Origin of the sequence: Micromonospora zhanjiangensis (assembly GCF_042650605.1) — a bacterium.
In the GTDB taxonomy this organism is placed as follows: domain Bacteria; phylum Actinomycetota; class Actinomycetes; order Mycobacteriales; family Micromonosporaceae; genus Micromonospora_J; species Micromonospora_J zhanjiangensis.
In genome coordinates this window covers 1-13,884 of sequence record NZ_JBHSBN010000025.1, presented here as the reverse complement: position 1 = coordinate 13,884, position 13,884 = coordinate 1, and the positions used below count along the sequence as shown (strand labels likewise).

Sequence of the window (13,884 nt, the reverse complement as noted above, 5' to 3'; positions counted from 1 at the left end):
ATGGGGCACTTCCTGAGGTAGGTCAATGAAGACACGGATAGCGCTCGCCGTCACGACCCTGTTCGCACTGGTCGCCGGGATGTTGATGGTGATGCAACCGGCGCACGCGGCGACCGGCTTCTACGTCAGCGGCGGCAAGCTCTACGACGCCAACGGCAACCCGTTCGTGATGCGCGGGGTCAGCCACGCGCACACCTGGTACCCGAGCCAAACCGGTTCATTCGCCAACATCAAGGCGCTCGGCGCCAACACCGTACGGGTGGTGTTGAGCAGTGGCGACCGGTGGACCAGGAACACCCCCTCGGACGTCGCCAACGTCGTCTCGCTCTGCAAGGCCAACCGGCTGATCTGCGTCCTGGAGGTGCACGACACCACCGGGTACGGCGAGGACAGCGCGGCGGTTCCGCTCAGCAAGGCGGTCGACTACTGGCTGAGCCTGGCGGACGTGCTCAACGGCCAGGAACGCTACGTCATCATCAACCTCGGCAACGAGCCGTACGGCAACCAGAACTACGGTACCTGGACGACGGACACCATCGACGCCCTCATGCGGCTCCGGGCCGCCGGCTTCCACCACACGCTCATGGTCGACGCTCCGAACTGGGGTCAGGACTGGACGTTCACCATGCGCGACAACGCGTCCAAGGTGTTCGACGCCGACCGCAACACCATCTTCTCGATCCACATGTACGGCGTCTTCGACACGGCCGCGGAGATCACCGACTACCTCGGCCGGTTCCGTACCGCCGGGCTGCCCATCGTGGTCGGTGAGTTCGGCGACCGGCACTCGGACGGTGACGTGGACGAGGACACCATCATGTCGTACAGCCAGGCCAACGGGATCGGCTATCTCGGCTGGTCGTGGAGCGGCAACGGCGGCGGCGTCGAATACCTCGACATGGTCACCAACTTCAACCCTAGCCAGTTGACCAGCTGGGGTCAGCGGATCTTCAACGGCGCCAACGGCATCAAGCAGACCGCCAAGGAGGCGACCGTCTACCTGGCCAACCCGCCGACCGGCACCCCGACCGGGTTGCCGACCGGGACGCCGACCACGCGGCCGACCAGCTCGACTTTGCCGCCGGCCGCCGGCTGCACCGCCAGCTACGCGATCACGGGGCAGTGGCCGGGCGGCTTCCAGGCCGAGGTGAAGGTGACCCCCAGTGGTTCGCTCCCGTTGCGCGGCTGGACGGTGAGCTGGTCGTTTGCCAACGGTCAGAAGGTCACCCAGTTCTGGAACGCCAACGTCGCCAGCCTCGGGGCCGAGGTCACCGCCCGCAACGTCCAGCACAACGGCACGGTGCCGGTGGGAACCAGCGCCAGCTTCGGCTTCCTCGGCACCTGGACCGGCACCAACTCCGTACCCACCCTCCGCTGCTCCGGCTGACCGTCGAGGTACCCCCGGAGGCCGGGCCCGCCCCGCGGACCCGGCCTCCGCCCGCGTGGACGGCGCGCGGGGGAAGCAGCAATGTCGGGGATATTGCTGCTTCCGCCCATCCGCGATGCAGCAAAGTCCCCGACATTGTCGTCTCATCCCGGCGCGGTGGGTGGGGTGGGTGGGGTGGGTGGGGTGGTGGCGGGTTGTCGACAGTGGTGGGTGGGTGACAGTGGGGACCCGAGGTGGGGCGGCAGGCTGCCGCGATGCCGAAGACACCCCGCCGCCCGGCACCGCTGCGCGGCAAGATCTTTCTGGCCCGCGAGGTCATCGCGGCCGAGCTGCTGACGCCCACCGAGTTGCGCAGCGCCGCGTGGCGTCCGTTGTTCCGGGGGATCTACGCCGACGCGACGCTGCCGGTCAGCCATCGCCACCGCTGTCTGGCGGCGTCGGACCACCTGTTGCCGCCCGAGGGGGCGATCGCCGGCAGCTCGGCGGCCAGCCTCTACGGCGTCGGTTCCCTCGCGGACACCGATCCGGTTGAGGTGGTGGCGCCGCGGGCCGTGCGTTTCGGCCCGGTCGCCGGCCTGCGGATCCACCTGGCGGACGTGCCACCGGACGAGATCCGAACGCACGGTGGGATCCGGCTGACCACACCGCCGCGCACCTGCTGGGACCTCGCCCAGTGGCTCGACCCGGTGGAGGCGGTCGTCCTGCTCGACCAGATGGTCCAGCGCCGCCTGGTCACCGTCCCGGCCCTCCGCGCGTACGCCGAGAACCGCGCTGGGCGGCGCGGGCACCGGCGGATGTCGCGGGCGGTCGACCTGGTGGACCCGGCCGCCGAGTCCCCGCAGGAGACCCGACTTCGGGTACGTCTGGTGCTGGCCGGCCTGCCCCGTCCGGTGGCCCAGTTCGTGGTGGAGCGTGCCGGCGCCTTCGTGGCGCGGGTGGACCTGGCCTGGCCGGAACTGCGGGTGGCGGTCGAGTACGACGGTGTCTGGCACGCGGCCGAGGAGCAACTTCACCGTGATCGTCGACGTCTGAACAAGCTGCTCGGCTCGGACTGGATTGTCCTGCACGTGACCGCCAAGCGGATGCGCGAGGACTTCGACGGCTTCGTCGCCGAACTCCGCGCCGCCCTCCGCTCCCGCTCCTGACCCCGTCCTCCCGCGCCCCTCACCCCCGACCCCGTCCCTCGCACGCCATCCAAGCCTGCCGCACCCTCCCGGCAGGGCTGGAAGCAGCAATGTCGGGGACATTGCTGCTTCGCTTGGCCGGGATAACAGCAAAATCCCCGACATTGCTGCTTCGCGTGGGCGGATAACAGCAATGTCGGGGACTTTGCTGCTTCGCGGGTGGGGCGCGCGGGGCGCGCGGGCGTGCGGGGCGTGCGGGCGTGCCGGGCGTGCGGGGTGCCGCTGCTTCGGGTGGCTGCGCGGAAGCGGCGGGGGCCGAGCGAGCGGGAGACGGGCAAGTGAGGGCGGGCGACGGCCTAGGTCAAGGTAAAGGCCCGACTCAGGGTTCGTAGCGTTCGACGCGTTCCAGCATGGCGGCGATCCGGCGGGCCTGGAGGCTGTCCGGGCCGTCCCAGCGGACGACGTCGGCGTGCAGCCGGGCAAGTTCCTCCCGAGCCTCAGCGGCCCGGCCGAGCCTGATGAGCAGACCACCGATCTGCCGGCGTACGTCGATGCTGCGGTCGTCCCGTTCGTCGGCGATCGAGGTCCAGTCGTCGAGGAACATCCGGAATTCCGTGAGCGCGCGACTGTCCTCGCCGTCGGCGGCGCGGCAGGTGGCCGCGTAGTACCGGCATTCGAGCACCGTCTCGTCGTCGCTGCCGTGCCGTTCGCCGAACCAGGATCCGGCGGCGTCGAACTCGGCGGCGGCACGCCGAAAGTCGCCGGCGAGCAGGAAGACGTGGCCGAGCCGGAGTCGCAGTTCCGCGGCGAGTTCGTCGTCGGCGCCGGTCCGGCCGATCGCCGCGCCGAGCAGGTCGGCCGCCTGGGTGAACCGCCGTTCCGCGGCGAGGTCGGCCGCCCGGTCCATCACGTCCTCGGCCTCGTCGACCGACAGCGCCGGCAGGTCGGGCGCCGCGGCCGGGACGACGTACGCCGGGGCGGCGCGTGGGGTCGCGGCCATCGGCCGGCGGAACGGCCGGGTCGGGTCGAGGTCGTCCCGTGGCCCGCCGCCCGGCCGGCCGTCGCGGTCCCGCGGGGGACCCAGGGAGTACGGCAGCAGCAGGTCGTAGACCTCGTCGCTGGTGGGCCGCCGCTCGGGCGTCTTGTGCAGCAACGCCCGGATCAGCTCGTCCACCGCCCCGGGTACGTCCGGCCGGGCCATCCGAACCGTCGGGGGAGTGGAGTTGATGTGCTGGTACCGCACCGAGACGCCGGTGGTCTCCTCGAACGGCGGCCGGCCGGTGAGCATCTCGTGCAGCACGCAGCCGAGCGAGTACAGGTCGGACGGTGGCCCGATCTGGCTGGCCAGCACCTGCTCCGGCGACATGTACGGCGGGGTGCCGACGGTCATCCCGACCCGGGTCAGTCGGCTCGCGTCGCCGCCGTCCAGCAGGGCCGCGATGCCGAAGTCCAGCACCTTCACGACGCCGCCCGGCGTGACGAAGACGTTGCGGGGCTTGATGTCCCGGTGCACCACCGAGAGCCGGTGCACCTCGGTGAGGACGGCGGCGATCTGGGTACCGATCGCGGCGGCCCAGGCGACCGACGGCGGCTCCGAGTCGTAGTCGGCCTCGCCGATCAGGTCGTGCAGTTCGGCGCCGCGCAGCAGTTGCATCACCAGGTAGAGGTCGCCGGAGACGTCGTCGACGCCGGTGTCGTGCACCGCCGGGATGCCGACGTGGTTGAGCCCGGCGGTGGTGCGTACCTCCCGGAGGAACCGTTTGCGGGCGGTGTCGGCGGCGTCCGGGTCGACGGCGGCCAGCCCGCTGGGCGGTTTCATCAGCTTGACCGCGATCCGCCGGTCGAGCCGCAGGTCGTAGCCGGACCAGACCTCGCCCATGCCGCCCTGGCCGATCGGGTGCTCCAACCGGTACCGGTCGGCGATGACCCGGGCGAGACCGTCCGTCACGACCGGCCCGTCCCGCCCGTCCCACCGCCGGTCGCGCGGCGTTCGGCGGAGCGGCGCAGCGGTCTGCGGATCATCGCGTACGACTGCTGCCGCGCCACCTCCGTGAACGCCTCCCGGAACGCCCGGTCGTCGAAGTACCGGCGGATGAACTCGGAGTTCTGTTCGGCCTTCTCGATGACGATCCGGTCGAGGTTCTTGTCGCAGACCTGGCCGTACTTCTCCGGCTCGTTGGCGCGGCCCGCCTGGTTGAGTTCCGGGTCCTCGGCGACCGCGACGATCAACTGGCCGGCCAGGATCTGGTCGCCGGTGCTCATGTTGAGCCCGTACAGCTCGTTGAGTTCGGCGATGACCTGGGCGAGCGGCACCTCCTCCACCTCGCCGGCCGCGCCGCGTCCCTCGCCGGACAGGCCGCGCAGCGGTGCGGCCTCGTCCTCGGCGCTGAGCCGGACGTCGGCCTCGCCCCGCTTGGTGATCCGCAGGTGGGTCAGGTCCACCTCGCCGATGTCGACGCCCGGATCGCGCGGTCGGGGCAGCCGGTTCCACAGGTAGCGGGCGAAGTAGTAGAGGGCTTCCAACTGCCGGTCCTCGTAGCCGACCACCTGGGACAGGAAGCCGTACGCCCGGGTGTAGTCGGTGAGCGCGGCGCGGAACTCCTCGGCGGCCTCCGGGTCCTCGGCGGCGAGGGCTTCGAACCGGTCGACGGCCGGGTCGGTGAGGTGCTGAAGCTGGGCGTGCGCCTTCTCCCGTTGGGCGCGGGTGGCGGTGGCTTGATTGCCGGCGGCGAACGCCTCGCCGAAGGCGACGATCTCCGAGTCGGCGAGCAGTTGGAATTCCTTGACGTTCCGCTCCAACTGGTAGAGCAGGTTGGGATCGGTCGGCTGGGTGACCGTCTCCCGGAAGTACGGCCGGAAGGACTCCTGGATGTCGTGCGCGTCGTTGACGAAGTCGAGGACGCAGATGTCGCTCTGGTCCTTGAGCGGGTGGGTCCGGTTGAGCCGGGACAACGTCTGCACGGCCGCGACGCCGCGCAACTGCTTGTCGACGTACATGGTGGTGAGCAGCGGCTGGTCGAAGCCGGTCTGGTATTTGTCGGCGACCACCAGCAGCCGGTATTCGGGCTGGTTGCGGGTGGCGGCGTGCGGGTCGTCCGCGGCGACGTACTCGAACCGGTCGGGCAGCTCCTTCTCGCCGAAGCCGTTCAGTTTGGTCTCGGTGAAGTCGGTCCCGTCGAGGGTGACGGTCTGCGAGAACGCGACCAGGGTGCCGCAGTCGGTGAAGCCCCGCTTGGCCACGTACGCCCGGATGGCGTGGTAGAGCCGGACCGCGTGCTCGCGGGAGCCGGTGACCACCATCGCCTTGGCCCGGTGGTCGAGCCGGTGCTCGGTGTGCTCGCGGAAGTGGTCGACGATGATCCGGGCGCGCTGCTCCTGCGAGGTGGGGTGCAGTTCGGCGGCCCGGACCAGCTTCGCCTTGGCCTTGCGCGGGTCGACCTCCCGGTCGGCCTCGTCGGCGGCGGCGTTCTTGAGCCGCCAGTACGTCCGGTACATCAGGTAGTTGCGCAGCACGTCGAGGATGAACCCCTCGTCGATGGCCTGCCGCATCGAGTAGATGTGGAACGGATGGACCTCGTCGCCGCGCGGGGTGCCGAACAGTTCGATGGTCTTCTGCTTCGGCGTGGCGGTGAAGGCGAAGTAGGACAGGTTGGGGTGCCGCCCGCGGGCCAGCGCGGCGGCGGTGAGCAGGTCGCCGTCCTCGCTGCCGAGCTGCCCGAGCGCCTCCTTCAACTTGTTGGAGATCTCCCCGGTCTGCCCGGAGTGCGCCTCGTCGACGATGATCGCGTAGCGCCGCCCGGCGACTTCCTTGGCCTTGCCCGCCTGGCTGATCTTCTCCAGGATGAAGGGGAACTTCTGCCCGGTGGTGATGATGATCCGGGCGGTCTGCCCGGTCAGCGCGTCGGCGAGCTGGGCGGAGTCCTGGTCGATCTTCTTGACGACCCCGACGACGTGGTCGAACTGGTAGATGGTGTCCTGGAGTTGCCGGTCCAGGGCGAGCCGGTCGGTGAGCACCACGATCTTGTCGAAGACCAGCTCGTTGTCGGCCGAGTGCAGCGACGACAGCCGGTGCGCCAACCAGCCGATGGTGTTCGACTTGCCGGACCCGGCCGAGTGCTGGACGAGGTAGTTGTGGCCGGCGCCGTGCGCGGCGGCGTGCCCGGTCAGCTCGCGCACCGCGTGCCACTGGTGAAAGCGCGGGAAGATCATCGGCCCGGCCGCGGCCCGCCGCCCCTTCGCGCCGGCGGGCTTCTCCACGTGCAGGAAGCGGTGCAGCAGGTCCAGCCAGTTGTCCCGTTGCCAGACCCGCTCCCACAGGTAGGCGGTCCGGTGCCGGTCCGGTCCGGCGGCCGGCGGGTTCCCGGCGCCACCGTCCAGTCCCGGGCCGGCCGAGCCGGTGTTGAACGGCAGGAACCGGGTCTGCTCCCCGGCGAGCCGGGTGGTCAGGAAGACCATGTCCGGATCGACCGCGAAGTGCACGAGGGTACGCCGGGCGAGGAAGCGTTCCCGGTGGTCGCGGCGCCGGTACTGCTTCTTGGCGTCCTCGACGGTGCTGCCGGTGCCGGGGTTCTTGAGTTCGGCGGTGGCGACCGGGATGCCGTTGAGGAACAACGTCAGGTCGGGCGCTCCGGTGCCTCGCTCGAACGGCTGGAGCTGCCGCGCGACGGTCAGCCGGTTGGCGTCGTACTGGTCGAGCGCGCCGGCCGCGAGGGTGTGACCGGGCCGGAAGTAGGCGAGCCGGATCAGCGTGCCCCGGTCCCGCACCCCGTGCCGCAGCACGTCCAGGGTGCCGCGCCCGTCGATCTCGGCGGCCAGCAGCTTGCCGAACTCGGCCTGGGCCCGGTTTCGGTCGCCGTGCCGTTCGACCAGGCGTTCCCAGACCTTGGCCTGGGTGGCGCCGAGGAAGGTGACCAGCTCGCCGGTGTCGAGCGCCAACTCCGGGCGGTAGTTGTCCGGCCCGGACTGCCAACCGGCGCCCAGCAGGGCGGTCTCGATCGCGTTCTCAAGCTGCTTCTCGGTGTGCACGGCATCCATTGGCGATCATCCTCGCCTACCGTCTGTCGCCGCACAACCACCCGTCCGGCCGCCGCCCGGCCACCGGCGTGCGCCGCGCGCCGGCGGACCGGCCCCCACGGGAGCCGGCCCGCCGGCAGTTGACTCACCCGTCCGTCGGCCCGGCCCGTCCGTCCGTGTCGGACATGTCGGCCACAGGGCCGGCGGCAACCGGCGGCACCGAGGCACGAGGGACCGGCACGCCGGCCACCGGACCGTCGGCCACCGGCACGTCGGCCACCCCATCGCCATCCGGGTCGGCGGCGACCTGGTCGGCCACCGGGCTGTCGGTCTCGGGCGGCGCCGCCTCGGCTCCGGTGGGCGCGGTCCGGGCCAGGGTGTCGGCGGTGGCGAGGAATTCGTCGAGTTCGGTTTCGGCCATGCCTTCGTCTTCGAGCAGGCCGAGGACGAGGAGGGTTTGTGCGGCCATCGCGGCCGAGGTGGCCGGTTCGGGCTTGCCTTCGCCGAGGGCGGCCCAGACGAGTCGTTCGGCGATGACCGGGTCGAGGTCGTGGCCGGTGTGGTCGAACCGCTCCCGCACGGTGGCCACGAACCGGATGATCGGCGCCCGTTCCTGGCCGGGCCGGAAGCGGCGGCGCACGGCGAGCAGGAACGCTCCGGAGAGCAGGTCGGCGTAGCGTTGCCAGTCCGGTTCGCTGAACCGGCGCAGCCGTCGGTCGTGTTGGCGGACCTGGCCGCCGATGAGGTCGTGCAGGGCGGCGCGGGGTTGGTTCACGTGCGGTTCTCCAGTCGTAGGTAGTGGCGGACGGTGGCCCGGAGGCCGGGCCGGGTGCGGTGTCTGGCCGCCGTGACGAGGTGGACCGCCTGCTTCGCGGCGGCGGTCACGTCCGGGACCGGGCCGCCTCGTCGGATCGGCAGCGCGGCCGGGGGCTTGGGCGGGAGGCCGGTGAGGTTGTCCGCGTACCGGTCGAGGGATCGGGCGGCGACGGCCAGGCGGGCGGCGAGCAGGTCGAGCCGCCTGATCGCCGCCGCCCACCGGCGGGCCGCGACCAGCCCGGCGGGCATTCCGGTACGGCGGAGCTGGTCCTCGGCGACGGTGAGGCGCAGCCGCGCGGCGCCGGCCAGGGCGGCGGCGCGGTCGGCGTCGGTGCGCGCGGTGCGCAATTCGGCGAGCAGTTCGCCGACGTTGCCGCCGGGGGTGTCGGGCAGCCGACGGGCGTGGCCGAGCCCGGCGTGGACGTGGCCGAGCGCGTCCCAGCCGGCGGTGATCGCGTGCTCCCAGGGCGCCACCCACCGGCGCAGACCCGGCACACCGCTGAGGTTGGCGGTGGTCCGGTCGGCGGAGGCGATGGCGGCGAGCATCGCCTTCCGCATGTCCTCCATCGCGCCGGCGGCCGACGTGACGGCGTGCGCCTGCGGCGGCGGCGCGGCGGCCTGGATCGGCAGGCCCGGCCGGCTGTAGGCGCGGGCCTGCTCGCGCGCGGCGGTCAGCGTCTCGCAGGGGCCGGGCCGTCCGCAGGCGAGGCAGAGACCGGTGTACGCGGAGGTGGTGTGCGCGTCGATGGTCTGTTGTGCCTCGGCGAACTGCTGGTCGGCGTAGTCCGTCAGGTCGGTGGGGGACAGGCCGGTCACAAACCCTCCTTCACGAGCTGGGCGAAGCGGACCTCGTCACACGGGTAGTCCTCGCCGCAGGCGCAGGCCAGCCAGGCGACGGCCACGGGCGAGTGACTGGCCAGGACGAGATCGGCGTTGTCCAGATCCTGCGTGGACGGGCCGCCGTGGTCGGGCGGGTCGGGCTCGTTGAGGGGAGCGCGGTTCACGTTTTTGCACCTCCTGGTGACACGTCTGTGTTTCGGGGGTCGCGGTGGACCGGTGATTCGTGATAGGTATTTCGGTAAGTCGGTTCGGGGCCGGGATTCCTGTGCGGGAATCTCGACGCTCTAGTTGAGACCCGCCGAGAGTCGGTATGCGTCTGCCATACGCGAGGCCGTCTCTCGACACCTTCTCGGCTGTTGGCTACAGCCGCGGTTGTCGTGCTTGCACCGGGCGTCCCCGGGGGCCGGTAATCACCATCACCCGGAGGCCACGCTTCCAGTGGGTTCTGGCTGGAGCAATGGTTCCTTCGTGGGCCTTTCCAAGATTCTTCGAGAAGGTGGTGGATACCGTGCCGCACAAGCCCTTCATCCGCACCCTGCGGGCGCAGTGGCTCGGCAGTCAGTTGCGGGCGCTGCGGGAGGAGCGGGGGATGACGTTGAAACTCGTCGCCGAGCACCTGGCCCGGGACATGTCCGCGCTCGGCCGTTACGAACGCGGGGACTGGCCGATCCGCAAGGGCGACGTGGTCGCGCTGCTGGATCTGTACGGCTTCCACAACGCCACCGAACGCGCTCGGTTGCTGGCGTTGGCGGAGGAGGTCTGGCGCACCGATCGGTGGGACGAGGACTACGGCGACGTGGTTGACGCCTCCTTCATCGACTACCCCTGGCTGGAAAGCCGAGCCGAGAGCGTGAGCTGCTTCCACCTCACCCTCGTGCCGGGACTGCTCCAAACTCGCGAGTACGCCGAGGCGGTGATCCGCAACGCTGCCGAGCCTGACGTGCCCGAGTCGACCATCCAACGATGGATCGAGCTGCGGATGTCACGGCAACAGGTGCTGAGCAAGGAGCACCCGATCAAGATCTCGACGGTCCTGGACGAGGCGGTGATCCGTCGTCAGGGCAGTGGTCCTGCTGCCCACCGGGGGCAACTCGAACACCTGCTCCGGCTCCAACGCCGGCCCAACGTGCAGATCCGGGTCCTGCCGGCCTCGACCGGATTTCACCAAGGACTCGACGGCACCTTCTGGCTGTTCCGTCTTCCGGACCCTTACCCCGAGGTGGCCTATGTGGAGTCCCTTGGGGGCCGCCTCTACGTCGAATCGCCCAAGTCGGAGCGCTTCGTCCGCGCGTACGCTCGGCTCTGGGAGAGCGCGCTGGAGGAAGGCGCGTCGGCGCGGCTGATCGAGACCATCGCGGAGGAGTTGTCATGAGCGAGATTTCGTCCCCGGTTGCCTGGCACATCAGCACCAAGAGCGACAGCAACGGCGGAAGCTGCGTGGAGGCAGGGCCGATCCTGGACGGGTCCGGTCGGGTCGCCGTCCGACACAGCAAGGCCCCCGACGCCGCCGTGATCGTCTACACCCGCGAAGAGTGGGACGCCTTCGTCGGCGGTATCAAGGAGGGTGAGTTCGACTTCCTGGGCCGGTGACAGCCGCACCAGGGATGTTGAGAGACGTTTTGCCGCCGGTGGTGTACTAGTGCACCACACTGGTGTAGTGTCGTGGTGTCCCGGATCTGGACACTGGAAAACACGCCCTCAAATTACAAGTGAGCAACTGAGCAATACAACAAGGGCAACTGGCAAGACTGCAAAAGGGCAACTGGCAAGACGACTAATGGAGGCGCAATGATCAAGAGTGAATCGGTTTCGACGCTCGGGAGTAGAGCATGGTCAGTTCGGGACGCCACCAGAACAAAGATATCGCAGCCGCCCTGCGCCGGGCGGAACTTGGCGGCCTGGTGGTCACCGAAGTCCACAAAGGGCATCGATGGGGTGAGATAAGGTGCCGTCGTTGCCCTGCGACTCAGTCGGTCTGGTCTACGCCCCGTGTGCCGGCGACCCATGCCAAGCAGATCGACCGATTTACTCGCAACCACACCCACCCCGTCGCGCCGGTCGGCTCGCTGCCGGACTAGGCAAGCGAAGGGAGGGCTGAGCAGTGAAGGTTCAGGTATTCACCGTTGTCCTGGACCATCCGCCGACCGACGACGAGATTGACGCACTGTTCGAGGCCGGCTGTGACGACGCCGCCTTCGGTGTCGACCACGGAGTTGCGACAGCGCAGTTCGACCGAAAAGCCGCGACCCTGGCCGATGCCATCGCGTCAGCGGTGCGGGCGATCGAATCGGCGGGACTCACCGCGGTCCGCGTGGTGGATGAGGATTTGCTGACGCTCGCCGACATCTCCGACCGGATCGGCCAAAGCCGTGAGTCCGTTCGGCGCTATGCCACTGGCGCGCGAGGGCCAGGAGGCTTCCCGCCCCCGGTCAATCCCTCGCGGGAGGGCGCGTCCTTCTACCGTTGGAGTGAGGTTGCGCCGTGGATTCGCGAGCACATCGGCCTCGACGTGCCCGACATCGATCCCGCGCTCGTGGTGGCGAACCTGGTCCTCCAAGCCCGACAGCACCGGAACAAGGTTGCCCACCTCTCGGCTCTTACCGACCTTCTCGCGGCATGAGTGGTGTCACGTCGTTCGGCCAACGGTGTAGAGACCATCCTGGATGAGCCGTCGCCTGGTCGCGTCGAGCGGTCCGATGATGGTGGCACCAGCGCTGTTCGCGAACGCCAGCACGCTGTCCGGGTCGATGTCGTCCCGGTCCAGCCAACTGTTGCTCTGTGTCGTCGCGATCACCTGGACGGATTCGGCGGCTTCCGTCAGCGCGTCGTACAGAGCGTCGGCGGCGGCCGGATGCAGCCCGGCTTCTGGCGTCTCGATGCCGACCAGGTTGATGTGTCGATCGCGCACCGGAGGCTGGAACAGTGCGGCGAGCACACCGGCCGCGCGGATGGTCCCGTCCGACACGGCATCCGGGCCGAACCTCGCTTCCGCTCCGACCTCCGTACGCTGCCGCATCTCGACCGTCACATACCGCCCGGCCGTCTGCCGCTCGATGCCGGTCACCCCAGGAGCGACGGCCGCCATGTAGTCATCCACCCGGGCCTTGACCTCCGGGTACGTGGTGAGCAGATCGCCCAGCACATCGCCCAGGTGCTCGCCGCGCCGGCCGAGTACAGCGCGCTCAACCGATGGCTGTGGAAGCCGCAGCGTGCTGGTATCGATGTCGTAGAAACGCATCCCTCGTAGGGTCCCGGTGAGCTGGCTCAGTCGCGGGCTCACCGTGCCGATCGTCGGCACGAACAGGTTTCCCGGCTCGACGGCAGCGCCCCGGTAGCGGTCCGGGTGTCCGACGATTCCCCGCTCCACCCGGAAGCCCGCAGTCCTCTCCGGGCCTCGGGTCATCCGGCACTCTTCCCAGCGCACCTCGAACGCTGCACTGCTGCCGGACGCCGGCGCGATCTCGAAGCCGTACGTCCAGCGCTCCCACTCGGACTCGTCACGTCCCCGGTCGCGGACGAAGTCGAGCACGACGCTGAAGGACTGTGCCGGCTCCGGCACCCGTCGCAGGATCTCCGACAGCCTCTTCCGGGTTTCGATCGCCTGGTGCGGCGTGGTGGTGACGGCGTCCGCGACGAAGGCGAGCGCGTCCAGGAAGTTGCTCTTCCCGGCACCGTTCGGGCCGACGAGCAAGGTCAACGGCCCCACAGCCACATCGCACCCCGCGATGCTCTTGTAGTCCCGAACCCGGACCCGGCTCATCCACGGAGACGCTCTCTTCAAGTTGATCTGCACCTCCTGGTGGCGCGTTGGTGTTCGGGGGGTCGCGGGGGACCGGTCGTTTGTGATAGGTATTTCGGTAAGTCGGTTCGGGGCCGGGATTCCTGTGCGGGAATCTCGACGCTCTAGTTGAGACCCGCCGAGAGTCGATATGCGTCTGCCATACGCGAGGCCGTCTCTCGACACCTTCTCGGCTGTTGGCTACAGCCGCGGTTGTCGTGCTTGCACCGGGGGTTCCCGGGGGCCGGTAATCACCATCACCCGAAGGCCACGCTTCCAGTGCGTCTGAACTGGAGCAATGGTTCCTTCGCGGGCCTTTCCAAGATTCTTCGAGAAGGTGGTGGATACCGTGCCGCACAAGCCCTTCATCCGCACCCTGCGGGCGCAGTGGCTCGGCAGTCAGTTGCGGGCGCTGCGCGAGGAGCGGGGGATGACCTTGAAACTCGTCGCCGAGCATCTGGCCCGCGACATGTCCGCGCTCGGCCGCTACGAACGTGGCGACTGGCCGATCCGCAAGGGCGACGTGGTCGCGCTGCTGGACCTGTACGGCTTCCACCACGCCACCGAACGGGCTCGGTTGCTGGGGTTGGCGGAGGAGGTGTGGCGTACCGACCGCTGGGACGAGGACTACGGCGACGTGGTCGACGCCTCCTTCATCGACTACCCCTGGCTGGAGAGCCGCGCCGAGCGCATCTGCTCGTACAATCTCACCCTTCTACCTGGCCTCATGCAGACCCGTGAGTATGCGACAACACTGATCCGCAACGCGGCAGAGCTCGGCACCCCTGCCTCAACATTGAGGCTCAGCGAAGTTAGCGGGGGTTGAGGTGTCCTCGGGTTCGTCGAGTGGTGGCGCAGCGGGTGCGTAGTCGCTGATTGATGGGGTTGCGGAAGCCGTAGGCGTCGCGGGCGACGGTCTTGATCAC

At 69.5% G+C, this 13,884-nt stretch carries 12 protein-coding genes; 6 read left to right on the top strand and 6 right to left on the bottom strand.

The window, feature by feature from the left end; genetic code table 11:
* Nucleotides 1–25: 25 nt before the first annotated feature.
* Together ACFOX0_RS26595 and ACFOX0_RS26590 are read left to right on the top strand one after the other, a co-directional pair.
* Nucleotides 26–1,387, top strand: coding sequence for a cellulase family glycosylhydrolase (locus ACFOX0_RS26595; RefSeq protein ID WP_377550896.1), 1,362 nt, complete (start codon nt 26–28; stop codon nt 1,385–1,387).
* 254 nt (nt 1,388–1,641) lie between these two features.
* A complete protein-coding gene (locus ACFOX0_RS26590) occupies nt 1,642–2,532 on the top strand; it encodes a hypothetical protein (RefSeq protein WP_377550894.1) in 891 nt (296 codons plus the stop codon).
* Between the two features lie 358 nt (nt 2,533–2,890).
* Here the strand turns inward: ACFOX0_RS26590 and ACFOX0_RS26585 are convergent, their stop codons facing one another.
* The 5 genes from ACFOX0_RS26585 to ACFOX0_RS26565 all read right to left on the bottom strand — a co-directional run bounded on the left by ACFOX0_RS26585 (nt 2,891) and on the right by ACFOX0_RS26565 (nt 9,344).
* Complete coding sequence (locus ACFOX0_RS26585; RefSeq protein WP_377550892.1) at nt 2,891–4,459, bottom strand: serine/threonine-protein kinase; 1,569 nt, start codon at nt 4,457–4,459, stop codon at nt 2,891–2,893.
* Nucleotides 4,456–7,545 (bottom strand): type I restriction endonuclease subunit R, encoded by a 3,090-nt coding sequence (locus ACFOX0_RS26580; protein WP_377550890.1) that lies wholly within the window; start codon nt 7,543–7,545, stop codon nt 4,456–4,458. The genes ACFOX0_RS26585 and ACFOX0_RS26580 overlap by 4 nt, the downstream gene beginning before the upstream one ends.
* A 124-nt stretch (nt 7,546–7,669) precedes the next feature.
* Nucleotides 7,670–8,299, bottom strand: a complete 630-nt coding sequence (locus ACFOX0_RS26575; protein ID WP_377550888.1) for a hypothetical protein — start codon at nt 8,297–8,299, stop codon at nt 7,670–7,672.
* Nucleotides 8,296–9,156, bottom strand: a complete 861-nt coding sequence (locus ACFOX0_RS26570; RefSeq protein WP_377550886.1) for a hypothetical protein — start codon at nt 9,154–9,156, stop codon at nt 8,296–8,298. Before ACFOX0_RS26570 ends, ACFOX0_RS26575 begins: the two co-directional genes overlap by 4 nt.
* A complete protein-coding gene (locus ACFOX0_RS26565; protein WP_377550884.1) occupies nt 9,153–9,344 on the bottom strand; it encodes a hypothetical protein in 192 nt (63 codons plus the stop codon). Before ACFOX0_RS26565 ends, ACFOX0_RS26570 begins: the two co-directional genes overlap by 4 nt.
* 344 nt (nt 9,345–9,688) lie before the next feature.
* Here ACFOX0_RS26565 and ACFOX0_RS26560 point away from each other — a divergent pair, with 344 nt between their 5' ends.
* From ACFOX0_RS26560 to ACFOX0_RS26550, 3 genes are all read left to right on the top strand, one after another.
* Nucleotides 9,689–10,552, top strand: coding sequence for a helix-turn-helix domain-containing protein (locus ACFOX0_RS26560; protein ID WP_377550882.1), 864 nt, complete (start codon nt 9,689–9,691; stop codon nt 10,550–10,552).
* The gene (locus tag ACFOX0_RS26555; RefSeq protein WP_377550880.1) at nt 10,549–10,770 is read left to right on the top strand and encodes a DUF397 domain-containing protein; all 222 of its coding nucleotides are present in this window, start codon (nt 10,549–10,551) and stop codon (nt 10,768–10,770) included. The genes ACFOX0_RS26560 and ACFOX0_RS26555 overlap by 4 nt, the downstream gene beginning before the upstream one ends.
* A gap of 511 nt (nt 10,771–11,281) precedes the next feature.
* Entirely contained in the window at nt 11,282–11,800 is a 519-nt protein-coding gene (locus ACFOX0_RS26550; RefSeq protein WP_377550878.1) for a helix-turn-helix transcriptional regulator, read from the top strand.
* A gap of 6 nt (nt 11,801–11,806) precedes the next feature.
* Here the strand turns inward: ACFOX0_RS26550 and ACFOX0_RS26545 are convergent, their stop codons facing one another.
* On the bottom strand, nt 11,807–12,940 hold the full coding sequence (locus ACFOX0_RS26545; RefSeq protein ID WP_377550876.1) for an AAA family ATPase: 1,134 nt from the start codon (nt 12,938–12,940) through the stop codon (nt 11,807–11,809).
* A 355-nt stretch (nt 12,941–13,295) separates the two neighbouring features.
* Here ACFOX0_RS26545 and ACFOX0_RS26540 point away from each other — a divergent pair, with 355 nt between their 5' ends.
* Nucleotides 13,296–13,784, top strand: a complete 489-nt coding sequence (locus ACFOX0_RS26540; RefSeq protein ID WP_377550874.1) for a Scr1 family TA system antitoxin-like transcriptional regulator — start codon at nt 13,296–13,298, stop codon at nt 13,782–13,784.
* Nucleotides 13,785–13,884: the final 100 nt, after the last annotated feature.

What these genes read in the sequence shown, in the direction of transcription:
- ACFOX0_RS26555 (WP_377550880.1), top strand. Translation starts at nt 10,549, where the DNA reads ATGAGCGAGATTTCGTCCCCGGTTGCCTGGCACATCAGCACCAAGAGC.
- ACFOX0_RS26580 (WP_377550890.1), bottom strand. Translation starts at nt 7,545, where the DNA reads ATGGATGCCGTGCACACCGAGAAGCAGCTTGAGAACGCGATCGAGACC.
- ACFOX0_RS26545 (WP_377550876.1), bottom strand. Translation starts at nt 12,940, where the DNA reads ATGAGCCGGGTCCGGGTTCGGGACTACAAGAGCATCGCGGGGTGCGAT.
- ACFOX0_RS26590 (WP_377550894.1), top strand. Translation starts at nt 1,642, where the DNA reads ATGCCGAAGACACCCCGCCGCCCGGCACCGCTGCGCGGCAAGATCTTT.
- ACFOX0_RS26595 (WP_377550896.1), top strand. Translation starts at nt 26, where the DNA reads ATGAAGACACGGATAGCGCTCGCCGTCACGACCCTGTTCGCACTGGTC.